General features: G+C 37.6%; 18 protein-coding genes, 1 tRNA gene and 4 pseudogenes. 20 read left to right on the top strand and 3 right to left on the bottom strand.

Annotation, left to right across the window (positions count from 1 at the left end):
* Positions 1 to 3: 3 nt before the first annotated feature.
* Positions 4 to 3,015, bottom strand: coding sequence for a DUF2723 domain-containing protein (locus tag ACFX5U_RS18140; RefSeq protein ID WP_400261656.1), 3,012 nt, complete (start codon positions 3,013 to 3,015; stop codon positions 4 to 6).
* 290 nt (positions 3,016 to 3,305) lie between these two features.
* Here ACFX5U_RS18140 and ACFX5U_RS18145 point away from each other — a divergent pair.
* From ACFX5U_RS18145 to pth, 8 genes and pseudogenes are all read left to right on the top strand, one after another.
* A tRNA-Gln gene (locus ACFX5U_RS18145) sits at positions 3,306 to 3,376 on the top strand.
* Positions 3,377 to 4,053: 677 nt separating this feature from the next.
* Positions 4,054 to 5,011 (top strand): annotated as a pseudogene (locus ACFX5U_RS18150) (ribose-phosphate pyrophosphokinase).
* 142 nt (positions 5,012 to 5,153) lie between these two features.
* Positions 5,154 to 5,750: a 50S ribosomal protein L25/general stress protein Ctc gene (locus tag ACFX5U_RS18155; protein ID WP_038700804.1), complete on the top strand. Its 597-nt coding sequence runs from the start codon at positions 5,154 to 5,156 to the stop codon at positions 5,748 to 5,750.
* A gap of 180 nt (positions 5,751 to 5,930) precedes the next feature.
* On the top strand, positions 5,931 to 6,785 hold the full coding sequence (locus tag ACFX5U_RS18160) for a substrate-binding domain-containing protein (protein WP_280565555.1): 855 nt from the start codon (positions 5,931 to 5,933) through the stop codon (positions 6,783 to 6,785).
* Positions 6,786 to 6,793: 8 nt separating this feature from the next.
* Positions 6,794 to 7,684: a phosphate ABC transporter permease subunit PstC gene (pstC, locus tag ACFX5U_RS18165; protein ID WP_038700808.1), complete on the top strand. Its 891-nt coding sequence runs from the start codon at positions 6,794 to 6,796 to the stop codon at positions 7,682 to 7,684.
* Positions 7,674 to 8,531, top strand: coding sequence for a phosphate ABC transporter permease PstA (gene pstA / locus ACFX5U_RS18170; protein ID WP_280565551.1), 858 nt, complete (start codon positions 7,674 to 7,676; stop codon positions 8,529 to 8,531). The genes pstC and pstA overlap by 11 nt, the downstream gene beginning before the upstream one ends.
* On the top strand, positions 8,521 to 9,267 hold the full coding sequence (gene pstB, locus ACFX5U_RS18175) for a phosphate ABC transporter ATP-binding protein PstB (RefSeq protein ID WP_038700812.1): 747 nt from the start codon (positions 8,521 to 8,523) through the stop codon (positions 9,265 to 9,267). The genes pstA and pstB overlap by 11 nt, the downstream gene beginning before the upstream one ends.
* Positions 9,268 to 9,364: 97 nt before the next feature.
* Positions 9,365 to 9,929 (top strand): annotated as a pseudogene (gene pth / locus ACFX5U_RS18180) (aminoacyl-tRNA hydrolase).
* A 55-nt stretch (positions 9,930 to 9,984) separates the two neighbouring features.
* On the opposite strand, the gene ACFX5U_RS18185 reads toward pth, so the two are convergent.
* Together ACFX5U_RS18185 and ACFX5U_RS18190 are read right to left on the bottom strand one after the other, a co-directional pair.
* Positions 9,985 to 11,892: a TonB-dependent receptor plug domain-containing protein gene (locus tag ACFX5U_RS18185; protein WP_400261657.1), complete on the bottom strand. Its 1,908-nt coding sequence runs from the start codon at positions 11,890 to 11,892 to the stop codon at positions 9,985 to 9,987.
* 2 nt (positions 11,893 to 11,894) lie between these two features.
* Positions 11,895 to 12,260, bottom strand: coding sequence for a BlaI/MecI/CopY family transcriptional regulator (locus ACFX5U_RS18190; RefSeq protein ID WP_038700818.1), 366 nt, complete (start codon positions 12,258 to 12,260; stop codon positions 11,895 to 11,897).
* Positions 12,261 to 12,590: 330 nt separating this feature from the next.
* Here ACFX5U_RS18190 and ACFX5U_RS18195 point away from each other — a divergent pair, with 330 nt between their 5' ends.
* From ACFX5U_RS18195 to ACFX5U_RS18250, 12 genes and pseudogenes are all read left to right on the top strand, one after another.
* The gene (locus ACFX5U_RS18195) at positions 12,591 to 13,496 is read left to right on the top strand and encodes a LysR substrate-binding domain-containing protein (protein WP_400261658.1); all 906 of its coding nucleotides are present in this window, start codon (positions 12,591 to 12,593) and stop codon (positions 13,494 to 13,496) included.
* Between the two features lie 79 nt (positions 13,497 to 13,575).
* Positions 13,576 to 14,556, top strand: coding sequence for a c-type cytochrome (locus tag ACFX5U_RS18200; RefSeq protein WP_280565547.1), 981 nt, complete (start codon positions 13,576 to 13,578; stop codon positions 14,554 to 14,556).
* A 3-nt stretch (positions 14,557 to 14,559) separates the two neighbouring features.
* Entirely contained in the window at positions 14,560 to 15,030 is a 471-nt protein-coding gene (locus tag ACFX5U_RS18205; protein WP_400261659.1) for a DsrE family protein, read from the top strand.
* 14 nt (positions 15,031 to 15,044) lie between these two features.
* Positions 15,045 to 15,956, top strand: coding sequence for a molybdate ABC transporter substrate-binding protein (locus ACFX5U_RS18210; protein ID WP_400261660.1), 912 nt, complete (start codon positions 15,045 to 15,047; stop codon positions 15,954 to 15,956).
* Between the two features lie 306 nt (positions 15,957 to 16,262).
* Positions 16,263 to 17,550 (top strand): annotated as a pseudogene (locus ACFX5U_RS18215) (citrate synthase).
* 214 nt (positions 17,551 to 17,764) lie between these two features.
* Positions 17,765 to 18,794: pseudogene (locus tag ACFX5U_RS18220) on the top strand (NADH-quinone oxidoreductase subunit H).
* A 15-nt stretch (positions 18,795 to 18,809) separates the two neighbouring features.
* Complete coding sequence (locus tag ACFX5U_RS18225) at positions 18,810 to 19,373, top strand: 4Fe-4S binding protein (protein ID WP_280565545.1); 564 nt, start codon at positions 18,810 to 18,812, stop codon at positions 19,371 to 19,373.
* The gene (locus tag ACFX5U_RS18230; RefSeq protein ID WP_280565543.1) at positions 19,373 to 19,921 is read left to right on the top strand and encodes an NADH-quinone oxidoreductase subunit J; all 549 of its coding nucleotides are present in this window, start codon (positions 19,373 to 19,375) and stop codon (positions 19,919 to 19,921) included. The genes ACFX5U_RS18225 and ACFX5U_RS18230 overlap by 1 nt, the downstream gene beginning before the upstream one ends.
* On the top strand, positions 19,918 to 20,223 hold the full coding sequence (nuoK, locus tag ACFX5U_RS18235) for an NADH-quinone oxidoreductase subunit NuoK (protein ID WP_038700833.1): 306 nt from the start codon (positions 19,918 to 19,920) through the stop codon (positions 20,221 to 20,223). Before ACFX5U_RS18230 ends, nuoK begins: the two co-directional genes overlap by 4 nt.
* Before the next feature lie 2 nt (positions 20,224 to 20,225).
* Positions 20,226 to 22,268, top strand: coding sequence for an NADH-quinone oxidoreductase subunit L (gene nuoL / locus ACFX5U_RS18240; RefSeq protein WP_400261661.1), 2,043 nt, complete (start codon positions 20,226 to 20,228; stop codon positions 22,266 to 22,268).
* A gap of 2 nt (positions 22,269 to 22,270) precedes the next feature.
* The gene (locus tag ACFX5U_RS18245) at positions 22,271 to 23,872 is read left to right on the top strand and encodes a NuoM family protein (RefSeq protein WP_400261662.1); all 1,602 of its coding nucleotides are present in this window, start codon (positions 22,271 to 22,273) and stop codon (positions 23,870 to 23,872) included.
* Between the two features lie 4 nt (positions 23,873 to 23,876).
* On the top strand, positions 23,877 to 25,367 hold the full coding sequence (locus tag ACFX5U_RS18250; RefSeq protein ID WP_400261663.1) for an NADH-quinone oxidoreductase subunit N: 1,491 nt from the start codon (positions 23,877 to 23,879) through the stop codon (positions 25,365 to 25,367).
* Positions 25,368 to 25,393: the final 26 nt, after the last annotated feature.

Raw genomic sequence — 25,393 nt, forward strand, 5'->3', positions numbered from 1 at the left:
AAGCTATTCTACATGATACTGCTCCTTGTAAGTTTTCTCAAGCTGCTCCACTTCCTGCAATAATTTAGTCTCTTTTGTTTGAGACAAGATGCTCTTGTAGATAGCTAAAACTCGAAATGCGGTTTTGATATTCCCGTATTCAAATTCAGGTTTCGTTCTTGCAATATCTTGATAATAGGCTATATTCTGTTTCAAGAATACCAGATTACGGTTGACAATATCATTTGCCTTCTGGTTCTCACCTACACTGTACAAGACATTAATGATCGGCATGTAACTTAATGTTTCATTCATGATGAAAACGCGTTTCGGCAATTTTTCATAGGTCAATACCGCTATTTCTTTCGCTTCTTTCTCTTTTCCTTCTTCCAGCAATTGCGTAGCTGTACTACCCATTACTCTATTTGTAATGAGGCTCAACATACGGTAAGATTCCGGATCTAAATAAGGCGAAGTAGCCATATTACCCCATGCGTATTTTTTAGTAATATCTGTAAAAGCCGCATCAGTATTGACAAGAACGCCTTCATTTTCCTGCTCCACATGTATCGGCATCAAACGATAAGCAAAACCTTCTTGTACTAAATACTTATCCAATCCTAAATAATTTTCAGTAGGTACAGTAGCTGCAAAATAAATAGGTCTTTTCCAATTATTATTCGCTAAGACTGATAAGATCGATAATTCGGCACGTGTTACATAGTTTTTATTATACGTCCAAGTCAAGGTATCTACGATTGCATTTTCCCATTCTTTTGGTACCACTTTATTTTGAATAACCGCATTTCGATCGATAGGTAAGGCTAAATTTTTCGTTGGTAAGAAGTTTTCAAACTCACCAGACGTTAATTGCGCTTTATTTTTAGGATCGTCAGAAAGCATGATTTGTAAGACTAGATCCAGATCAACATATCCCGGAACTTGTAGATCCTGATAGTACATGACATCGCGTATACCTTTCTTAAATTTCTCTTTATCAATATCAATTGGCAATGCATCTGCATCATTTACCTTATGTTGCATTTGTGCCATATACCAATCGGCACTTAATAAACTTAAGTTTACCACACGGATATCTGGTCGTACACCTTCTACTTCCTGCACATACCATAGTGGGTACGTATCGTTATCACCATAAGTGAACAAGATGGCGTTTGGAGCACAAGATTCTAAATAATCCCTAGCCAAATCTCTTGCTGTCAACTTATGCGAACGATCATGATCATCCCAGTTTTCTTTTGCCAGCAACACAGGCGCGGCCAGTAAACAGACTACTGTTGTTAATCCAGCAGCAGTTTTCGGATTCATTTTCTTCCCTAGGAATTCGGCTATTGCAAATACCCCTAGGCCAATCCATATCGCAAATGCATAGAACGAACCCGCATATGCATAATCACGCTCACGAGGTTGCAACGGACTTTGATTTAAATAAAGCACAATTGCTAGACCGGTAAAAAAGAATAACAATCCGACTACGCCAGCATCTTTTTGTCTTTTTCCAAAATGCCAGAATGCACCAATCAATCCAATGATCAATGGTAAAAAGAAGTATTTATTATTGGAAGGATCTGTATTCAAAGAATCAGGAAGAGCATTCTGCCCACCTACTAGCATTTGATCGATAGGTTTAATCCCTGATATCCAATTCCCTTCTGTAAAGGTCCCATGACCTTGTTGATCATTTTGACGACCAGCAAAATTCCATAAGAAGTAGCGGCCATACATATGTCCAATTTGATAATTCAAAAAGAACTTCAAGTTATCTCCAAAAGTCGGTGATTGTCCCTCTCCAAGGCTCAAGTAATCTTGATAATATCCCGGATGACCATCACGGTTACTGTATACACGTGGGAACAATACCTCTTTATCATAGGTATACGTAGAACCTGTCTGTATTTTTGTATACTTATCTTTATCTTTTCGATACGAATAAGTTGGCTCCACACCTGTAATCTTAGAATCAAAATTAGGCCCTTTAAACAGCGGCTCGCTCGCATACTGCTCCCGTCCTAAATAACTTAAGAACGTAAATGCATTTTCAGGATCGCTATTATTTAGGGTTGGGTTGGCTTTTGCACGAATCATGATCATCGCAAAAGAACTGTATCCAAAAATAATAAAAGAAGCACTAAGCAATACAATATTTAGAATAGGTTTTACTTTTTGGACAGAATACCAGATTCCGTAAGCCAATAAGGCAACTAACAAAATCACAAAGAATGTGAATCCGGTGCCAAAACCTAATCCTAATGTATTGACGAAGAATAAATCGAAGTAAGCTGCAAATTTCACAGAATACTGAATGATACCCCATAAAATAACGGCCAATACCACAACACCTAATAGGAATGCTTGTATCGCTCCTTTGTTTGTGATTGTTTTCGCTCTTTTAAAGTAGATCACTATTGCGATAGCTGGGATGACCAATAAGTTCAAAAGGTGAACACCAATCGACAGTCCCATCACATAGGCGATGAAAATCAACCAGCGGTCAGCTCCGGGCTCATCTGCATGGTTTTCCCATTTTAAGATACCCCAGAATACAACAGCTGTACATAGTGACGACATGGCATATACTTCAGACTCCACAGCGGAGAACCAAAAGGTATCTGAGAACGCATAAGCCAATGCACCTACTAATCCAGAACCAAATATTTTTATCAGATCTGCAGTTGCGTATTGACCATCTACAGATTTTGTGACCACTTTTCGCGCTAGCGCTGTGATGGTCCAAAATAAAAACAGAATGGTGATACCGCTACATACTCCAGAACCCACGTTCATCCAGAAAGCGATACGTGTGACCTCTCCTCCTGCGAGGTTGGAGAATAGATTTTGGATCATCAAAAATAAAGGAGCACCTGGCTGGTGAACAACTTGCATTTTGTATGCGGAGGCAATAAATTCGCCGCAATCCCACCAACTCGTTGACCTTTCGGCCGTTAACATATAAGTGACTGTAGCAATGATAGCACAAGTCCACCCTAAAACATTGTTAATTTTAGTATAGTTCATAAATTATACTGTATAAAGATTATAATACGTTCCGAAAATAAGGATATTTAATAAGAAACGACTAAATTATATTTTTTTCTCCTATAAAAACTCCGATTTGCTTCTGTCTCTTGAGCCGATTTTCACATTTTTAAGTATGCTTAAAAATGTTTTTAAAAATTATTAGCCTGAGAATCAATTAAAAGGCATTTATCATGCATTTTTTATTTGCAGAATTGAAAAAGCAACGTATATTTGCATCATCAAAAGTGACCAACACGCTTCCATAGTGTTACACAATTGATCATGTTTGCCCGATAGTATAAAGGTAGTACGACAGTTTTTGGTACTGTTTGTCTAGGTTCGATCCCTGGTCGGGCAACATTTTAAAAAGGCTTACTTCGGTAAGCCTTTTTTCGTTTTACGCTATTTCACTCCATATATACATTTGAAGTCTGATCATTCGCAGCACCATTCAACTACGCTTCTTCAAATCCGTTTTTATCCATCGCTCAGCTTTCAACCGTATTTCTAAAGCAGCACCTAACAGAACTCCATGAATCATCTGCCTAGGAATAAAAGGATATAAAAGCCTCTCTACATCATATGGATAGCAGATAAATACTATACGCAGCATCTTTTTGTCAGGAAAAACTTTCCTTATTTATGCTATCGACAACCTATATTATGACCACCAACTGGTACCTAAAAAAATAGCTTTATCTTTTTCTCCTCATAATGAGGGCGATTTAAAAATATTTAAAATATTTTAACATTCAAATTTTGAAATTAAAAACATTTGCCTACCTTTGCAGCATCGCAACGATAAGGAATGATATATCACTCCAAGTTATTAAGATAGATTGCTCGATAGTATAAGGGTAGTACGACAGTTTTTGGTACTGTTTGTCTTGGTTCGAATCCAGGTCGAGCAACTTTAAAAAGAAAGAAATGGATTGTTATAAAAAGCAATCCTTTTTTTTTAAGTCATTAGAAAGTAATTGGCAACACACAAACAGAAAATTCTATTCTAATCCACTATATCAAAAATAAAAAACCATGCCTTTGCAATTCAACACGGTTAAATTATTCGCTGGTTCTGGCACTACAGAATTAGCAGAAAAAATCGCTACTTCCTATGGGAAACCTCTTGGAGATAAAACATTATCTCGTTTTAGCGATGGAGAGATCCAGCCATTTTACAATGAGTCAGTTCGTGGAAGCGATGTATTTATCGTTCAATCTACGAATCAACCAACAGACAATCTATTTGAATTACTGTTGATGATTGATGCTGCAAAGCGTGCTTCTGCACATTACATTACTGCAGTGGTTCCTTATTTCGGTTTTGCTCGTCAGGATCGTAAAGACAAACCACGTGTGGCTATTGGTGCTAAAATGATTGCGAATTTAATTACAGCTGCTGGTGCACACCGCATCATGACGATGGATTTACACGCTGCACAAATCCAAGGTTTCTTTGACATCCCAGTTGATCACTTAGATGGTTCTATCATCTTCGTACCTTACATCAAATCATTAAATCTTCCAAACTTGACGATTGCATCTCCAGACATGGGTGGTTTCTTACCGCGCACGTACATTTGCAAAATTCTTCAATGCAGAAGTTATTATCTGTGATAAACGTCGTAAACGTGCAAACGAAATCGAATCTATGTCTATCATCGGTGATGTAACTGGTCAAGACGTTGTTTTAATCGATGACATCTGTGATACTGCTGGTACTTTATCAAAAGCTGCGGCCTTGATTATGGAAAGCGGTGCAAGATCTGTTAGAGCAGTATGTACACATGCTGTATTATCAGGTAAGGCATATGAAACAATTGAGAACTCTGTATTGTCAGAGATGATCGTTACAGACACCATTCAATTGGATACTGAAAAAATGAAACAGTCTACTAAAATTAGAGTATTGTCGACTGCAGAATTATTTGGTAAAGCTATTAAAAACGTTAACCAACACGGTTCGATTTCTGATTTATTCAGTATTGATTAATCAGTCATTAAAAACCATGACATAGCAAAACCTTTCTCTTCACTGAGAAAGGTTTTTTTTTATTTATAATAATAGCGTTCTCAAGATATTATTATAAATAAAAATACATATCTTTGCACCTTAAATTTTAATTAAATTAAACATGAAATCAATTGCTATTAGCGGTTCTGTAAGACAGAACGTAGGGAAAAGAGATGCGAAAGAATTGCGTTACGAAGGTAACATTCCTGCAGTTCTTTATGGTGGTGCTACACAAACTCACCTTTCGGTATCCGCAGCTGATTTGAAACCAGTTCTTTACACTCCAGAGGTTGTATTCGTAGAATTAAACATTGATGGAAAAACTGTAAAAGCTATCGTTCAAGACGCTCAATTCCACCCATTAACTGACTTAATTACGCATATCGACTTTTTAGAGTTGAATGACGAGAAAGAAGTTACATTAAATATTCCTGTAACATTAACTGGAACTTCTCCAGGTGTTAAATTAGGGGGTAAATTAGTTCAAAAATTACGTAAATTACGTGTTAAAGCTTTACCTGCAAACTTACCTCAAGAAATTGAAGTTCCTATGGAATCTTTGGAAGTTGGTAAATCATTCCGCGTAGCTCAAGTAGTTTTAGAAAACGCTAAAGTATTAAACAACACTGACGATACTATCGTATCTGTTATCATGTCACGTGCTTTACGTCAAGCAGAAACAGAAGCTGCAAAAGCAGTTAAACCTGGTAAAAAATAATCTTTCGAGATATTTTCTAACAACTTATAAGAGGCATCGAGATATTCGATGCCTTTTTTTGTTAAGAGAACTTTAGGAAATTAATTCTTAACATCTTCTTAACATTAGATTCATTACGAATTAACAGTGTATCGTTAATTTTGAAAACAACTTCAGGCAATGCCTTGTTTTATAAAAGTAATGAAAAAACACATTTTTGGATATCGTCAGATATTCTTATTCCCCATCCTTCTATTGATTCAAAGTTGTTCAGATGCTGATCATGCAATCAAGATGAAAGGTTCAGATACCGAGGTGAATTTAGCGGTAAATTTAGCGGAAGAGTTCTCTAAGGAGAACGCTGATTTCAGTATCGCCATTTCTGGCGGCGGATCGGGTCTCGGTATAACAGCATTGCTGAATGGCCAAGCTGATATTGCCAACTCTTCACGACCACTCACTGAAGATGAAATCGAACTGTTTAAAGAAAAGAATATTTCTTTAAGGACTGTTGTGTTTGCTGAAGATGCTACAGCATTTGTCGTGAATAAAGAGAACCCACTAGACTCGATCGACTTAAAAAATCTCGCGGAAATCTTAGACGGTACTCAAAACAGCTGGAATAAATTATCAAACAGCACACTGCCGATCACCATTTACGGCAGACAGAGTAGCTCTGGAACCTACTCGTTTGTCAAGAAAAAATTAAAGATCAGTTTCAGTCAAGCTGCCAAAGAAATGACAGGAAACTCTCAGATATTAGAAAGTGTGAAACTGGATAAATCTGGTATTGGTTATGTCGGTGCAGGCTACATTTCTCAAAATACAAATGTCCAACAAGGTATTAAGGTATTAAAGATCATCGATAAAACGAATACGGCAGTTTCTCCCTTGGATCAAGAAGCAATTCGTGAAAATCGTTATTATTTCCAGCGTCCATTATTTCAATTTATTCCAGAATCATCGTGGAAAAAAGTTGAACCCTTTATTTCATTCGAAAAGGGAGTCGAGGGAAAGGCACTGATTGAAAGGTCTGGGTATTATGTTATTGATTAATAGAGGTTATGAAGTATAAAAATAGAATTTTAATTGACCGTGTTGCACAACACACCTTCAAATTGACAGGATATCTTGTGTTGGCACTTCTAGGTGGAATCTTCGGTATGTTACTATACAATGCCATCTCCTTCTTTCTAGAAGTAAAGCCATTGGACTTCTTGACAGGTCGAGAATGGAACCCAACAGCTGCTACTCCCACTTATGGTATATTACCACTGATCGTGAGTACCACCATCGTTGCCTTTGGTGCTATGGTAATCGCTATTCCTTTAGGCATAGGTACTGCAGCCTACATTTCAGAATATGCGAGTCCAAGAGTTAAAAACATATTAAAACCATTAATCGAGATGCTGGCAGCGATACCATCTGTTGTCATCGGTTTCTTAGGAATCGTATTGGTAGGACCTAAGATTGCATCACTCACAGACCTGCCGAATGGGCTAAATGCCTTAAATGGCTCTTTACTTCTGGCCATCATGGCACTACCCACTATCATTACCATATCTGAGGATGCGATACATGCGATCCCTAAAACCTATCGTGAAGGTAGCTATGCATTAGGTGCAAGCAAATGGGTGACATTGATAAAAATAACCATTCCTGCTGCGGCACCAGGTATCATTGCTGCTGTGATGTTGGGACTTGGTAGAGCCATTGGCGAAACCATGACTGTTTTAATGGCAACAGGTAATGCGGCACTCTTTCCACAAGACTTTTTTGATTCAGTCAAGACCATTACAGCGACAATCGCCATCGAAATGGGGGAAGTACCTTTTCAAACCACGCATTACTTTGCCCTCTTTGCAATTGCAATCGTCTTATTCTTTATGACACTGATCGCCAATTTAGTAGGTGAATACTTTATTAATCGTTTTAGAAAATATCATGCGGCTTAATTTTAAAAAACTAACTCCCATTATTGAGTGGGGTTCTCTTCTCCTTTCTACAGGATTGGTATGCTTTTTCTTAATTGTCATCTTGTATGAAATCATTTCAAAAGGTTGGTCAGCGCTTTCTTGGTCTTTCATTAGTGAGCTGCCGACAGATGGCATGACCAAAGGTGGTGTGCTATCCCCTATCATCGGAACTGTTATCTTAACGATGATAACCGCTCTTTTTGCTATCCCATTTGGCGTATGTTGCGCGATCTACTTAAATGAGTATGCTAAAAATACATGGCTAACGCGCACCATCAGAGCATCCATCCGTAATCTCTCGGGTGTTCCATCCATTATTTATGGTCTATTTGGATTAGCATTATTTGTGCAGGGCCTGCATTTTGGAACCTCGTTGATATCTGCGGGCTTGACATTAGGGTTACTCTCATTGCCTTACATCATCACCACAACAGAGGAAGCGCTATTGCGCATCCCTGCGAGTATGCGAGAGGCTGCACTGGCAGTTGGTGCCACAAAGTTTGAGTCGATCAAAGACGTTGTTCTTCCGGCTTCATTGCCCGGAATATTAACGGGAGTGGTCTTGACATTATCCCGTGCAGCGGGAGAAACAGCTCCAATTTTATTTACTGGTGTTGCATTTTATATCACAGATGTATCGGTCAATACCAGTCAAGAATTTATGGCGTTACCGTATCACCTCTATATGCTATCTACGCAACATCAATCTATTGAAGAGGTGCGACCATTAGCATACGGAACTGCACTTGTCCTTATTATCGTGGTTTTCTTAATGAACTTAACCGCATTTTACATTCGTTATAAATACAGAAAAAATGACCAATAATTTATATACCAAAGATCTTAATATCTGGTTTGGTTCCAAACATGTTTTAAAAGGAATTGATATTGAGTTTCCAGAGAAACAAGTAACCGCTTTAATCGGTCCTTCAGGATGTGGAAAAAGTACCTTACTTCGATCCTTTAATCGCATGCACGACCTCGTTCCTGATGCTAGGATTGAAGGAATGGTCAGTATCGATGGTCAGAATATCTATGAAAAGGGCACATCAGTTACGGATATCCGTAAACGGATCGGTATGGTTTTTCAAAAGGCAAACCCTTTCCCTAAAAGTATACAAGAGAATATCGCTTATGGATTAAAGCTGAACAATTTGGATGCAAGTCCAGCTGTCATTCAAAAGGCTCTGGAAGAAGTGTATCTATGGGATGAGGTGAAAGATGATTTAAAAAAACCTGCGACTCGTTTATCTGGCGGTCAGCAACAGCGCTTATGTATCGCGCGTGCCGTTGCGCTTCGTCCTGATGTGATCTTAATGGATGAACCATGCTCGGCATTGGACCCTGTGAGCACATTGAAAATCGAGGAATTGATCCATAAATTGAAAGAGCAATATACCATCGTAATCGTCACACACAATATGCAACAGGCACAGCGTGTGGCTGACAAGACGATATTCTTGTATTTAGGTGAAGTCAAGGAAGAAGGTCCTACCTCTGAAATCTTCAACAATCCGCAACATGAGATTACCAAAAACTATATTAACGGACATTTTGGATAGGCTGTATTTCCTATCCTATTATTTTGCGTATTAGGAGATCGGAAATCTTATTGTATATGAAAAGGTTTCCTTACTTTTGCCTGCAAAGTACTAAACAATGAATTATCTTATCGTAGGATTAGGCAATATCGGACGTGAATATGCCGACACACGACATAATATTGGTTTCATGGTTGCAGATCAGCTTGTGAAGGAGGCAAATGCTTCTTTTTCGACCTTAAAACTTGCAGCATATTCCGAATATAAGCAAAGAGGACATAATGTCTACGTCATCAAGCCAACTACTTATATGAATCTGAGTGGTAAAGCGATGAATTATTACATGCAACTACTGAAGGTGCCTATCGAAAACACCTTGGTTATTGTCGATGACTTAGCCATTCCTTTTGGCTCATTGCGTATTAAACCGAAGGGTTTCTGCAGCAGGTCATAATGGTTTGAAATCTATCGAATCTTTATGCGGTGGGCAAGCATACCCTCGCCTTCGTTTTGGTATCGGCGACAATTACCCTAAAGGGAGACAGATAGATTATGTATTGGGCCCATTTGATGCTGAAGAGCAAAAAGAATTACCACAACTCATTGATCATGCTGTAAAGATGATCAATAGCTTTATCAATATCGGCATCGAATTGACCATGACGAATCTGAATACAAAATAAAAACAAAGCCGTTAAATTTAACGGCTTTGTTTATTTACTGACCATCATAGCAAACCTATTTATCAGGCTTATTCTCTTCTTTTTTATAGCCTATTATAGTAACTTCCTGAAGTTTGGTTGCTTTTGATTCAACAATGGAATCCTGTCGTTGCCTTTCTTTGGATATTTCACTATTAATTGTTTTTTTAATTGTTTTTGGAATATCCGGCATCGCGTTTTTAGAAGCTTTAGAAGTTATTATAATCACACCATTAACCGCGCGGTCTCCATACAATTCTTGAGCATAAGCATCTTTGATTATTTCAATCGCGGCAATATCCTCAGCCTTGATATCTTTCATCTTTCCATTATATATTTTGCCGTCCAAAACAAATAATGGATCCGGTTTATCAGATTTAACAACTTTAATCGACTTGGAAGTATCTTGTACAGCAATCGTAAACCTTCTATCTCTAAGTTCTACAACGCCATTCTTTCCTTTTTCACCATAAAGTTGAATAGCCTTTTCACCGGTATAGAGTGCCTTTACACTTAACTTATCTTCAGGTACCTTATTCACTTCATCCATAGCTACTTCTTTTCCTTCCAAAAGGATTAAGCCAATTTTATTTCCTTTAGCATTAATGAAGCCTTTAGGCGTATGTTTGTAACTGTTGTCATCTCCATTTGATTTCCCAGCATTAGATTTCGCTCCGGATTTAGTTGTGATTTCAATAGCACCATCTATCGCTTTTACCCCATATTTCGAAACAGCACTATTCCCTTTAAGAACAGACATTGATTCTATATCGTTTGGGTCTAAATTCGCGAAATCATCTGCACTCACTTTCTGGCCATCTACTACGTAATACACATTACTATTTAAAGTAGCATTCCTTATTTTCACTATCTCAGGATCTTCATTACTAGGAACAGCAATACGACTGGTATCAGATTTTGTTCCAACAACGACAATAGAATTATCAACAACTGCTACACCAGCTACTCGACCTTTTAATGTATCTTGCGTTATTTGAACAAGTGAATCTGCAGATTGAACCGCTGATGCAATGGGTTCCAAACTAATATCCTTGGCAGCATCTATCACCTGCGTAATTTTAGCTTCTGCACTATTTAAAGTAAAAGCTCCAGCAGTTAATACCAATACAGGTAACATAAATGCATATTTGCCTATTTGTATTTTAGCCGATTGTTTCTTATTCATCATCATAATCCTTCTTTTAAGTGTTTTAAAACTAAATTGATTCCCCAATGTTACGGTACCAGCATGTTGATTGACGTGTAATAAGCTATATTGATACGTTTGCTTATCAACACCATTACTGATTACTTGCTGGTCTGTCAAAAATTCTAGGTTTTCACGTATGGCTTTACGCATCAACCATACTAAAGGATTGAACCAACTGCATATTAACGTAAATTCACTGATCAAAATATCAATGGAATGTAACCCCTTGACATGAATATCTTCGTGCTTGAAAATATCCAGTAGCTCTGGTTCCGCGTGATGATCACGGTTGACGTATATTTTATTTAAAAATGAAAAAGGCACAATGGGTACAAAAACATTCCTAAAAAGATAGGTCTGCCATTGTGCAGGTTCTGAGTAAATATGGATACGCAATAAGCTAACCATTTGAACCACAAATCGAAAAGCGAGTATTGCAATCCCTATTATCAGAATGATAATCAATAAATTGTTCAACGTATAACTGGATTGCTCCGTTTCATCACCCAGGTACAGAGACCAGTCCATCGCGATCTCCCCAACGGATGGAATAGGTTTACTGAACCATGATCGTATATCCAAAAATGGATATGCGAATGAAAATAGAATGCCTGCTAGAAAATACATGCGGTTAAGCTTATAAAATGTCAGGTCTTTAAGTAAAAAAATATAACCTAAGTAGACGATACTTAGCAATACATTAATTTGGATAGCATAATTTAGGATGTTTTCCATAGTTATTTACTTTTGTTGTCTTTAATCATTTGGACGATTTCCTCCAATTCTGATGCCGATAGCTTTTCTTCCTTTACAAAGAAGGAAACCATTTCCTTATAGGAATTTTTAAAATAATCACCCACAAAGGAATGCATAAATTTTTCCTTGTAATCTTCCTCAGAGATCAATGGCTCATAACGATTAGCATTCGCATACTTGACAGATTTTACAAACCCCTTTTTCTCCAGATTTTTAACCGTTGAAGCTAATGTAGTATAAGGCATCTTCTCCCCTTTGATATTATCCAAAATCTCTTTCACGAAACATGCCTTAAGATTCCAAATGGCTTGCATCGCTTGCTCTTCTTGTGCTGTTAACTTTTCCATACCTGATTATTAAACTACTAATTTTAAACAAACCTACGAAATATTCGTAATAAATCATTGAAATTATTTTATTTTTCAAAAAAGTAATGCTCAACTTTCTATTTTGAATCAAAATAGAAAGTATATCTTCCGGTCAAATTTCCATATCATTTCTTCCTTTTTTATCTAAATATTGTTTCCAGGCATATCATTTTTTAGTTGCATCACTATGGTCAAAGCCATTTTCTAGTTATTGCTATTGTGACAATTTTGTTAATCCATAAATGCACGTTCAATTTTTTATAGATTTGAAAAATACATATTTCAATAACGCATTAGGGTACTTCTATTATGGATTTCGATTTTAGGTTAAAAGTTTTTTATGTTGCAGCCAACACGCTCAACTTTACGAAAGCGGCATCAGAACTGTTTATCTCTCAACCTGCAGTAAGTAAAAATATTCAAGAAATTGAAAACACAATCGGTACACCCTTATTCGAAAGATTAGGAAATCGTTTAGCGCTTACACCCGCAGGAAAAATTCTCTACCAACATGCGCAAGTTATTCTAGAACAATACAATCAAGCTACGTATGAAATCAACGAAATCATGGGTAAGCAAAATGGCAACTTATCTTTAGGGATAAGTACGACGATTTCGCAATATGTCATTCCTAGGATGCTGGTTGAATTTAATCTCCAATATCCTGAAAATGAAATAAAAGTAACACAGGCCAATTCCAAACGAGTAGAACAGTTACTTATTAAAAATGAAATACATCTTGGCATTACGGAGGGGTTTCCGGATAATAGGTCCCTGAAATTCACCCCATATATCAAAGATGAAATCGTCTTGGTCACGAGAAATTCGAATCCCTTATGCAGTAAAGAAGTACACATGCTCCATGATATCTATAAATTATCCCTCGTTTTCAGGGAAGCTGGCTCGGGCACACGCGATATCATTGATACCAAATTAAAAGAGGCGGGAATCTCAATTCAGCACCTCCATACCGTAATTACCTTGTCTTCCTCAGAAAGTATTAAACAATACCTGAAATACAGTAATGCTGCGGCCTTTCTATCCATTCATGCCATTCAAGAAGAACTCAAAACTGGAGAACTCAAGATCATAGAGTTTGAAAATTTTAATATGGAGCGCTATTTTTACATCACCCACTTAGTAGGAGGTTTGGCAGGTTTACCACTCAAGTTTATGAACTTTATACAACTGCATAAAGCTAAAATATACTCATAACCTTTCGTTATGACAGATAATAATTTCGAATTATCATCGCAGTTTTTAATCAGCTACATTTGTTTAAAACCTAATATGAATGGAAGAAGAAATAAAAAAAATTAGCAGAAGTAGCAATACGATTATTGTCATTACCTCAATCTTGTTATGTTTAATTATTTTGTCTACCTATATGACAAATGCTTTACCTCATAAAACAGGAAGTAGTACTCTAGAAAACGGGGACATAATCAATCATGTGGATCAATTAAAAGAAGTTCCATACGAAGATAATGCCGAAGACCAACTTGCTCTTTATGGTGAAAAACTGATCAAAGAGACCTATAATTATTTTTATGAGAAAGATGGTGTTAAAATTGGGAACCACTTGGCCTGTACGAACTGTCATCTCAATGGTGGTACTAAATCATTTGCGGCACCTTATGTCGGTCTTACCGGAGTTTTTCCAATATACATCGGCAGAGAAGATAAAGTGGAGTCACTGGAAGAACGGATCAACGGCTGTTTTGAACGCAGTATGAATGGCAAAGCCATTGACGTGAATAGTAAAGAGATGCGCGCAATCATTACCTATGTGAAACATATTAGTAAAAATACACCTAATGGTAAACGCATCGAGGGGCAGGGGTTCGTGAAAGTAACTGTTCCGGAACGAGCTGCCGACCAAAAAAATGGTGCAGTAGTTTTTCAACAACAATGTCAGAGCTGCCATGGGGAAAATGGTGAGGGCGTAAAACTTGCCAACAGCAAAGGTTATCAATATCCACCTTTATGGGGAAATGATTCGTATAATGACGGGGCTGGTATGGCTCGATTATTAACAGCGATGAAATTTATCAAAGGGAATATGCCCTTGGGTGCCAGTCACGACAATCCGATCTTAACCGATGATCAAGCCTATGATGTGGCAGCATATATCAATTCGTTTTCAAGACCAATAAAAGCGAATAAAGAATTGGACTATCCTAATCTTGCAAAAAAACCAAAAGACTCGCCTTATCCTCCCTACAACGATGAGATAAGTGCTATTCAACATAAATATGGACCTTTTAATTTTTAAAAAATGAATAAAACAATTATCATTCTAATCCTTGCCGTATTATCTATGGGAAAACTATCGGCTCAAACACAAGACGAAGTATTACTTAAAAATGCATCCTTTCAGGGAGCAACAGCTGATAAAAAAGCCTATCACGCCATTTATCAATTGGATAGCAACGATCCAAAAACGATTGAAAAAGCGATACGTAATATCAACAATGTCTTGGACGACCCAAGGCTAAAGGGGAAATTAACACTTGAGCTGATCGCCTTCTCAGGAGGAACTGAAGCATTTTTAAAGAGTAGTTCAAAATATGAAGAGCAATTCAAAAAATTAATCACAAGAGGTGTTGTTGTAGCACAATGCACCAATTCTCTTAAAGAACGAAACCTTACAAAAGAACAACTTTTTGATTTCATCGGCTATGTGCCTAGTGGAAATGGTGAACTTGTTATCAGAGCGCACCAAGGATGGACGATCGTAAAACCATAAACAAACAAGATATCATGAAAATTATCATCAAAACTATACTTGCCCTATTATTGGGGACACCCCTTGCATACGCACAAGATTATCAATTCCACCCACCATGGAATACTCCGCCCGAATCCGCAGTAAATTTCACCATACCGGGTATCGACAATATCCCTGATCTCTATGGAGAAATTGAAAATCCACAATTGGTTATTTTCTTTGCTGGAAATCAGTTCATGGTCATTGATGATTTAATCAAAACGTTCAAAAAAGAGTATCCACAATATGAGCGTATTTTCGTCGAAACATTGCCTCCAGGAATCTTGGCTAAACAAATTCAGGGTGGATCACTTACGATTGGAAATCTAAAGATTACACATACGCCTGATGTTTATACAGCTGGTAAACGACGCATTACAGAAATGGCCGATTACTTTGACCAAACATTAACCTATGCGACCAATAAATTGACATTAATGGTTCCAAAAGGAAACCCTAAAAACATTAAATCCTTAAAAGATTTACAACGAAAAGACGTGCGCATCAGCATGCCAAATCCGGCTTGGGAAGGTGTAGGTGAACAAATAAAAACAGCTTATAGAAAAGCTGGTGGCGAAGAACTCGTAACAGCAGTTATGGAGACAAAAGTAGCAGATAAATCTACTTATCTAACCAAAATACATCACCGTGAAAGTCCATTAAGAATATTGGAGGGACACGCTGATGTAGCTCCAGTATGGTATTCGGAAACATTTTTTCAAAAAATGATTAACCATCCAGTGGAAAGCATCACCATCCCGGATCATGAAAACATCACCGCCAACTATATGGCTGGAAAATTGAAGAAATCGAAAAACAAGCAAGCAGCAACTGATTTCATGGCTTATTTGCAATCGACGTCAGCAAAAAACATATACAAAAAATACGGATTTCAGGTTGATTAAAATTGGTCGACTTACTTGCGGTTGCACCTTTATTAAAGTCATCCTTTCGAACGCTACAGCGCTCGAAAGGATGACTTTTTTAATAGTATGCGCAGACAACAATATGCTTGCAAACCTATAATTTTTAACTTCTCTGCCAAACAAATGCTTTAGGATAAACAAATGGCGTGAATTAGTAATAATTGAGATTTTTAATTAAAAATAAGTCAAATATGAATACATTATGGCATTATTATTACGAATATCTAGTATATTAGCTATCAATTTTATTACATTTGCATAAACACATGATAACATAAGAAGCTTATGTCTGAAACAGCATCTATTATTTTAAATGGTTCGTCATACGAATTTCCAGTTATTACTGGTACAGAAAACGAAAAAGCAATTGATGTCTCAAAACTGAGAGATCAATCTGGATATATTACATTAGATCCAGGTTTTAAAAACACCGGAGCGGCAAAAAGTGCAATCACTTTCCTTGACGGTGAAACTGGTATCCTAAGATACCGTGGATATCCTATTGAACAATTAGCTGAAAAATCAACTTTTTTAGAAGTTGCATACTTATTGATATATGGAGATCTTCCAACAAAAGCAGTTTTAGAGCAATTCAGAACGGATATCAAATCACAAATGATGATCCACGAAGATATGAAGAACTTCTTTGCTGGTTTTCCTTCAAAATCTCATCCAATGGGACAGCTATCTTGTCTTGTAGGAGCTTTATCAGCATTTTATCCTGAATCTTTAAATCCAAATCCAACACAAGAAGAAGAAGATAAAACGATTATCAATTTATTGGCTAAAATGCCAACAATTGTTTCTTGGATTCAAAAGAAATCTTTAGGTCACCCAGTTGTATATCCTAAAACAAATTTAGGTTATATCGACAACTTCCTAAATATGATTTTTGGTGAAGTCAACCAAGACAAAACTTTTGACCCAGTTGTAATCGATGCCATGCATAAGTTATTGATTTTGCATGCTGACCACGAACAGAAACTGTTCTACTTCAACTGTTCGTATCGTAGGTTCATCAAATGCTAACTTATACGCTTCTGTATCTGCAGGTATCAATGCCCTTTGGGGTCCTCTACATGGTGGAGCTAACCAAGCGGTAATCGAAATGCTTGAAGCAATCAAAAATGATGGCGGCGATGCAGAAAAATACTTAGCAAAAGCAAAAGATAAAAACGATCCTTTCCGTTTAATGGGATTTGGTCACCGCGTATACAAAAACTTCGACCCTCGTGCTAAAATCATTAAAAAAGCATGTGACGATATCTTAGCGAAATTGGGAGTTAATGATCCTGTTTTAGAAATCGCTAAAAAATTGGAAGAAGCGGCATTGAATGATCAATACTTCATCGATAGAAAATTATATCCGAACGTAGATTTCTACTCAGGTATTATCTATCGCGCTTTAGGTTTTAATTCTGAAATGTTCACCGTATTATTTGCATTAGGTCGTCTTCCAGGATGGATCGCACAATGGAAAGAAATGCGTGAAAACAAAGAGCCTATCGGTCGTCCAAGACAGGTATACACAGGTCCAACAGAGCGTGATTATGTAGAGATTACACAACGTTAATCTTAAAAAATATTACTTAAAAAAAGCATCTTTCGAGATGCTTTTTTTATTTCCAATAACAAATGTCTATTAAACCAGTATATATTTTTATTTTCCTTCTCTAAATTCATAGCTTTTCCTTAAATTTGCCTACTAGAAATCACTTATTAATAATCATTACAAATAAAATTTGTTAGATTTATTCATCCATATCCTTGTTCCTGTCGCTATATTCATGTTTATAGCGGTTTTTACGTTATTTGCGGTATACGCAGAACGAAAAATCGCTGGATTCGTTCAGGATAGATTAGGTCCTATGGAAACCGGAAAATATGGCTCTCTCCAGACGATTGCTGATATTTTAAAGCTTTTGCAGAAGGAATTAATCACGCCTCTTTTGGCCGATAGCATTTTGTTTCGAATAGCCCCAATTGTTATTTTCGTAGCTGTATTTACGGGTTTTTCTGTAGTCCCTTGGTCTCAAGATTTTATTCCGGTCAACACACATACGGGTTTATTTTTAATTATGGCCGTTGTCTCCATCGATGCTATTGGTATATTAATGGCCGGTTGGGGTTCCAATAATAAATTCTCTTTACTTGGTTTCCATGCGTGCCATTGCACAAATGGTTTCCTACGAAATCCCTGTTGGCTTGTCTTTGATCGCTGCTGTGATGTTGACACAGACACTGAATCTGAATGATATCGCTACAAATCAAGGTATACATGCGACAGAGGAAGTCAAATTTCTAGGATTCTGGTCCGTCAATCATATTGGAGGCATATTCGCTTGGAATATCTTTCAGGCACCCCATATGATCGTTACCTACCTCATCTTTTTCATTGCCACGTTGGCGGAGTGTAATCGTGCTCCTTTTGATATTCCGGAAGCAGAATCTGAGTTAGTAGGTGGTTTCCATACGGAATATGGAGGAATACAGTTTGCGTTTTTGTTTCTTGCAGAATACGCGATGATGTTCTTAGTCTCTATGCTGGGTGTTGTCTTATTTTTAGGTGCTTGGAATACTCCCCTACCCAATATTGGGGTTGTTAAATTGGCCGATTGGACGACAGGATTTGCTTGGGGAATATTTTGGACTTTTTCAAAATCCCTCATTTTAGTCGGCATCCAAATGTGGATACGTTGGACATTGCCCCGTTTACGAGCAGATCAATTGATGAATCTATGCTGGAAGGTGTTAACACCACTAGCATTCTTGTGTATGGCCATTTCCGCAATTTGGAGAATTTTAGTAGTTGTTTAATTTATTTAGCTCAATATGATATTCAAAACTGTTTTCCACGCTTTAAAAACTGCTTCCAAAGGTCTTTCTTTGACGGTTAAGCATATGTTTGGCGCCCGGAAATCACGTCAAGAATTGGATATTACGAAGGATAATTATTTTGATAAACAGGATGGTATTGCCACTGTTCAATATCCAAAAGTTAAAATGCCCATTCCAGAGGTGGCACGTTATCAACTCGATGTAGAAATTGATGATTGCATCGTTTGCGATTTATGTGCAAAAGCTTGTCCAGTAGATTGTATTGCGATTGAAGCCATTAAATCTCCTGAGGTTATCGGTAAAACTTCTGATGGAAGCGTAAAAAGATTATATGCTGCAAAGTTTGAAATTGATATGGCAAAATGTATGTATTGTGGATTATGTACGGTTGTATGTCCTACAGAATGCATTACGATGACCGATCAGTATGACCGCAGCACCACAAAATTAACAGATTTAATATATGGCTTTTCGGATATGACCGAAGAGCAAATTGCGGAACGAAAATCTGACTGGACAAAATTTCAAGCTGAAAAGGAGGCAGCCAAATCAAAATAATGACATTAGAACTCTTTTTATTCTATTCATTCGCAGTATTGGCCGTAGGGTCTGCCTTATTGGTCGTCAGCTTGAAAAATTTAGCGCGCGCGCTATTCCTATTTTTCGTCGTCTTATTTGCCATGGCTGGACTCTATTTATTTGCTTTAGCAGATTTTGTGGCCATAACCCAAATCATGGTTTACGTTGGTGGGGTTTTAATCTTGTTGCTATTTGCCTTTATGCTTTCAAATAAGGAGCTGCTGCAAGATTTGCAACAAACAACAGGTTCATTTTTCTCCTTACCCACTTGGAAAGTAGCGCCTCTTATCATTGCTTTTTTAGGTATCATGCTATTGGGCATCGTCGAATGGCAGCAGTCAACTCCAGCATGGGTAACCGCCGCTATCCAAAACGATACGGTCATCAAAAGCACTGACAATAATATACACCAATTGGGTCTTAAGTTTATGACACAGTATGTGCTCCCATTTGAAGTAATTTCTATTTTCTTAATGATGGCCTTAATTGGTGCATCGCATCTATCACGAAAGGATTTACAAAAATGATTACACTAACACACTTCTTAGTTGTTTCTGCCTGTATCTTCTGTATCGGACTTTATGCGGTATTGTCGAAGAAAAATGCCATTATGATTTTAGTTGGTATTGAATTAATGATCAATGCAGCTATTCTCAATTTCGTTGCATTCGGAAAGTATGACAGTGTCAACTACGGAGGCCAGATATTCGCTTTGTTCGCTATTGTACTCGCTGCTGCTGCTGTAGCAGTAGGTTTAGCGATCATTCTTAACGTATACCGACACTACAAAAGCATTAATCCGGATGAAATTCGTGAATTAAAAGATTAGCATTGAACATTATATTTGACATATCGCCTCTTAGTACTGCACTGTTTACTGTAGCAATGCCTTTATTGGCATTTTTATATCAAGCAATTATAGGTAAAAAAGATTCCACAGGTCTTGTGGCTACGATCGCTATCGGAGTCAGTTTTATCTGCAGTTTACTTACCTTCCTCAAGGTATGGAATAATGCTCCATTAACATCCGAAATTGAGTGGTTTACAATAGGGCAAAGTACATTTACGGTGGGTATAATATTGAATAACTTGACTTCGCTCATGTTATTTCTGGTATCTACCATTGCTGTTCCGGTCCATATTTACTCGAAATCGTACATGCAGGGTGATGCAGGAATACATCGCTATTGGATGTATCTGAGTCTATTTTGTTTTGCGATGCTCGGACTTGTCATCATGAACAACTTACTCCTCATGTATATCTTTTGGGAACTTGTAGGATTTGCTTCTTATCTATTGATAGGATTTTGGTTCACGAAAGAATCTGCTGTGCAAGCCAATAAAAAAGCATTCCTAGTCAACCGCATTGGTGATCTGGGTTTCTTGATTGGTATCGCTATTGTCTATTCCCAGTTTGGTACTTTAAATCTGGTCAGTTTATTTGAAACTGGGGGCTTAATCGATCTTACAACCGTTGAATATGGTCTATGGGTATCACCACACAATAGTATGGACGCCAGCTGGCTGACCATCGCTGGAATCTCATTTTTCCTTGGCGCCATGGCTAAATCGGCACAATTTCCATTACACGTATGGTTACCCGACGCGATGGAGGGTCCTACTTCGGTTTCTTCATTAATACATGCAGCGACCATGGTTGCTGCTGGTGTATTTTTAATGAGTACTTTATTCCCGCTGTTCAATGAAACAGTACTCTTGATGATAACTATAATCGGCAGTATAACCGCTATTACTGCTGCATATTTTGCTTTAGCACAGTATGATATCAAAAAAATACTAGCCTTTTCTACCATTTCACAATTGGGTTATATGATGGTGGGTATTGGTATTGGGACTTGGGATGCTGCAATGTTCCATTTATTGACACATGCTTTTTTTAAGTGTTTACTATTTTTATGTGCCGGAGCTGTAATTCATGAAATGTCGCACCTAAAAGCACATAGTCAGGCTGATTTTGATCCGCAGGATTTAAGAAATATGGGGGGACTGCGTCAATATATGCCGCAAACGTGTATTTTGATGGTTATCGCTTCATTAGCGCTGGCAGGCTTTCCATTAACTTCAGGATATTTATCGAAAGACAGTATTATTATTTCAGCTTTCGAATGGGCTTCTACCCATGGGCCTATTTTTCAAATAGTCCCAATTGCACTTATTATCGTCAGTATTTTGACGTCATTTTACATTGGTCGTCTTATTTTCAAAGCATTCTTCGGAACATTACGCATTAAACATCTTGTTGGATCTCTTACATCTTTAGGGGAATCTCCAAAACTGATGTTATGGCCGATGTATTTTTTAGGGATATGTTGTTTCTTCCCCCTATTTTCCATTAACCCAATCTCCTATCATGATTCTTGGGTGATGGATGGATTATTGGTCGACTACCCTTACGAAGCTAATCACACGGCTCATTTGGTGATTCCATTGGTCTTAACTATTGGCGCATTATCCGCATGGATTGTTGCGTGGAGATGGTATGTCCAAGGACTGTATCCTTTGAATGCACATAGTTTTGCTAATCGTTTATCCTTAAATCAAGGATATCTCAATCAATTCAATGAAAAAGTTATTGTAAGTGGTGTACTGCATTTAAGTAAACTCTCTTACTGGTTGGATAGAAACATCGTTGATGGTTTTATCCATATTTTCACAAGATTCATACAGCATTTGGCTCACTTCAGTCACTGGGTGGATAAAAATATTGTTGATGGTCTTGTTAATGCTGTTGGTAAAATCGCGCTTATATTAGGAAATTTTGCGCGATCAGCCCAAAACGGAAAGCTACAGACCTATTTATATTCTGTATTCCTACTTGTTATAGTTGGTTTAATTTATCTTTTATTACGTTAGAAATGCCTACACTATCCTTATTGATCTTTTTACCGCTTGTAGCAACAGCCCTCATCCTGGCTCTTCCTACTCGCTTCAAAGATTCTTATAAATACATTGCCCTTGCCTTAACGACCATACAATTTGTGTTAGCAGGAATGGCCTACTTTTCCTTTGATCCCTCTGCGACGGGTATCAATACGCTTGAAGGCTATCAATTGGTTGAACAATTGTCATGGATTCGCCTTGACTTGGGCGCTGTTGGTAAACTGGAGATCGATTATTTACTTGGTGTCGATGGTATTTCCATGCCTTTATTGGTTTTAAGTACGTTTGTCATGTTAATGGCCATAGGCGCATCTTGGAATATGAAGAAAAGTGTAAAGGGTTACTTTGCTTTGCTTATGCTATTGAATATGGCAGTCATCGGTATATTTTGTGCGCTAGATTTTTTCTTATTTTACTTATTCTACGAAGTGATGTTACTTCCTTTATATTTCTTGATAGGAATTTGGGGAGGAGAGCGAAGAGAATATGCGGCAATGAAATTTTTCATCTATACGTTGCTAGGTTCTGTTTTTATGCTTTTGGTTATCGTAGGACTCTATTTCTCCGTCATTAATCCGATAACGGGTGCCCATACCTTTAACATGATTCATATGATGAATCCAGACAACTTTGTAGCAGGTTCTATTTTTGCAATCGATGGTTATCAGGAGATTTTTGGGATATCAGCACGTTTGATTGGCTTTATTGTACTTTTCTTTGCTTTTGCGATTAAAGTTCCAATTGTGCCGTTGCATACTTGGCTTCCTGATGCCCACGTTGAGGCTCCGACACCTGTATCGATTATCCTTGCGGGTATTCTTTTAAAAATTGGTGGCTACGGCATCATTCGCGTTTGTTTCAGTATCTTTCCTGATGCCGCTGCAGCTAGTAATTGGTGGCTGGGGTTAATTGGTGTTGTGTCCATTTTATATGGTGCATTTAACGCTTTAGCACAAAAAGATTTAAAGCGCATGATTGCTTACTCATCTGTTTCGCATATGGGTTTCGTATTATTAGGTTTAGCATCCATTACGGCAGAGGGTATTTCTGGAGCGATGTTTCAAATGATCAGCCATGGTTTTCTATCTGCTGCTTTATTCTTTTTAGTAGGGGTTATTTATGACCGTGTACATGATCGTTATATCCCACATTTTAGAGGATTGGCGAATATCATGCCTAAATACACTGCTTATGTTGCGATTGCTTTCTTTGCTTCTCTAGGTTTACCTGGTTTTTCAGCATTTATAGCGGAAGCATTTGTCATTATCGGTACTTTCAATTCGGCAAGTTTAGGTACGGGCCTTCCACGATGGATGGCCATTGCTGGATCTATTGGAATCCTGATGAGTGCGGTTTATCTACTGTGGACATTACAACGGATGTTTTTTGGGAAAACCCGATTAAAAGGAGGTGAAGGATGGCATACCGCACTAGTGGATTTAACAGCACGAGAACAGCTTATATTATTTCCAACATTAGCCCTAGCGCTGATCTTGGGAATATGCCCTTTTATAGTATTTGATCAAATGAATGCTTCGGTTGTAAATTTGGTTGTTTTTATTCAACAGTATAACTAATAAAATGTCAGCATTTGCTTCTTCAATTTCGTCAATCTTAAACCATATCATAGCAAGCCTTCCCTTGTTTAAGCCGGAACTTGCCCTTATGGTTGCTTTTGTGTGCAGTATTGTTTGTAGCTTATTTGTAGATAAAATATGGAAACATAGTTCATTTGCGGTTACCATAGTGGGACTGCTATTCAGCTTATATTTTCTATTTGGGCAACTGCATTTCGGGATGGGGCAGTCTGGATTTTTTGACATGATAAAAATCGATAAGTTGTCTATCCTATCTCGGGGCATCATATCGCTATCCACCCTGTTGATCGTTATTTTCATTCAGCAGCGATTTACCGAGCAAAAACGTCCCATTGCAGATCTATATGCTGTTTTAATAACAGCAACGTTAGGGTTATACTTATTGACCTTAAGTAGCAATTGGTTGTTGCTATTTATCGCTATCGAAACGGTATCGATCAGCTCTTACGTGATGGTAGGTTATTTTTCCAAAACGAAGTTTGAAGCTGAGGCAGCCATGAAATATGTACTTTTTGGTTCTGTCTGTGCAGCAGTTATGTTGTATGGATTATCGCTGATCTACGGTTTCACGGGAAACTTGAATTTCGATTCTGCACAACATATTCAAGGACTCATTGAAGCTCCTAAAATCATGACGAGTATTGCATTTCTCTTTTTACTTACTGGTATCGGATTTAAGTTGAGCTTTGCTCCATTTCATGTCTGGAGTCCTGATGTTTATCAAGGTGCACCAACGCCGATCACAGCATATCTATCAACGGTGCCAAAAATAGGTGCGCTCATACTTTTATCTCGTCTATTGGCAAGCTGGACTGCTAGTCCGTTCTACTATTCAGAATTCTTGACTACCGTTATCATCATCATTGCAATTGCCACGATGCTTATTGGAAATTTAGCAGCATTAAAGCAAGGAGATGTCAAAAGGATGATGGCTTATTCATCTATAGGGCATACGGGTATATTATTGATGGTATCGCTTGTCTATACCCCAGAGGATCATAATGTCATGCTGTTCTATCTCGCCATTTATGCGCTGATGAACATTGCGGTTTTCCTATTTATAGATCAATTGGAGCAATCACTTGGAACAACTAATATCACGTCTTATAAAGGTTTGGGTAAAAGGTACCCTATCATCTTCGTGAGCTTCTCTATCTTGTTGATTTCCTTGATTGGCCTCCCTCCTACTGCAGGATTTATCGGGAAACTGCTTGTTTTTTCTAAAGTTTTCGAACAGTATCAAACCGCACAGGAAGTTTCCTTGTTACTTTTACTTATCGTAGGTGCTTTAACCTCCGTAATTTCGTTATTCTTTTACTTCAAAATTCCATTACAAGCATTCTTAAGAGAGACTCCAACGCATATTACGCTATCCAAATTCAACGGATTACTGCTATTTATTGCTGTTGCATTAAGTATCTTGGTCATTCTACTGGGATTATACCCGAGTTTACTTTTGAATCTCTTAAAATAGGTTCAATATCTTTTATACTGATATTC

Source organism: Sphingobacterium sp. SG20118 (assembly GCF_044740685.1).
Classification (GTDB): domain Bacteria; phylum Bacteroidota; class Bacteroidia; order Sphingobacteriales; family Sphingobacteriaceae; genus Sphingobacterium.

What these genes read in the sequence shown, in the direction of transcription:
- ACFX5U_RS18250 (WP_400261663.1), top strand. Translation starts at nt 23,877, where the DNA reads ATGTCAGCATTTGCTTCTTCAATTTCGTCAATCTTAAACCATATCATA.
- ACFX5U_RS18140 (WP_400261656.1), bottom strand. Translation starts at nt 3,015, where the DNA reads ATGAACTATACTAAAATTAACAATGTTTTAGGGTGGACTTGTGCTATC.
- ACFX5U_RS18185 (WP_400261657.1), bottom strand. Translation starts at nt 11,892, where the DNA reads ATGGAAAACATCCTAAATTATGCTATCCAAATTAATGTATTGCTAAGT.
- ACFX5U_RS18195 (WP_400261658.1), top strand. Translation starts at nt 12,591, where the DNA reads ATGGATTTCGATTTTAGGTTAAAAGTTTTTTATGTTGCAGCCAACACG.
- ACFX5U_RS18210 (WP_400261660.1), top strand. Translation starts at nt 15,045, where the DNA reads ATGAAAATTATCATCAAAACTATACTTGCCCTATTATTGGGGACACCC.
- pstA (WP_280565551.1), top strand. Translation starts at nt 7,674, where the DNA reads ATGCGGCTTAATTTTAAAAAACTAACTCCCATTATTGAGTGGGGTTCT.
- pstC (WP_038700808.1), top strand. Translation starts at nt 6,794, where the DNA reads ATGAAGTATAAAAATAGAATTTTAATTGACCGTGTTGCACAACACACC.
- ACFX5U_RS18230 (WP_280565543.1), top strand. Translation starts at nt 19,373, where the DNA reads ATGACATTAGAACTCTTTTTATTCTATTCATTCGCAGTATTGGCCGTA.
- ACFX5U_RS18190 (WP_038700818.1), bottom strand. Translation starts at nt 12,260, where the DNA reads ATGGAAAAGTTAACAGCACAAGAAGAGCAAGCGATGCAAGCCATTTGG.
- nuoK (WP_038700833.1), top strand. Translation starts at nt 19,918, where the DNA reads ATGATTACACTAACACACTTCTTAGTTGTTTCTGCCTGTATCTTCTGT.
- ACFX5U_RS18205 (WP_400261659.1), top strand. Translation starts at nt 14,560, where the DNA reads ATGAATAAAACAATTATCATTCTAATCCTTGCCGTATTATCTATGGGA.
- ACFX5U_RS18245 (WP_400261662.1), top strand. Translation starts at nt 22,271, where the DNA reads ATGCCTACACTATCCTTATTGATCTTTTTACCGCTTGTAGCAACAGCC.
- ACFX5U_RS18200 (WP_280565547.1), top strand. Translation starts at nt 13,576, where the DNA reads ATGGAAGAAGAAATAAAAAAAATTAGCAGAAGTAGCAATACGATTATT.
- pstB (WP_038700812.1), top strand. Translation starts at nt 8,521, where the DNA reads ATGACCAATAATTTATATACCAAAGATCTTAATATCTGGTTTGGTTCC.
- ACFX5U_RS18225 (WP_280565545.1), top strand. Translation starts at nt 18,810, where the DNA reads ATGATATTCAAAACTGTTTTCCACGCTTTAAAAACTGCTTCCAAAGGT.
- ACFX5U_RS18155 (WP_038700804.1), top strand. Translation starts at nt 5,154, where the DNA reads ATGAAATCAATTGCTATTAGCGGTTCTGTAAGACAGAACGTAGGGAAA.
- ACFX5U_RS18160 (WP_280565555.1), top strand. Translation starts at nt 5,931, where the DNA reads ATGAAAAAACACATTTTTGGATATCGTCAGATATTCTTATTCCCCATC.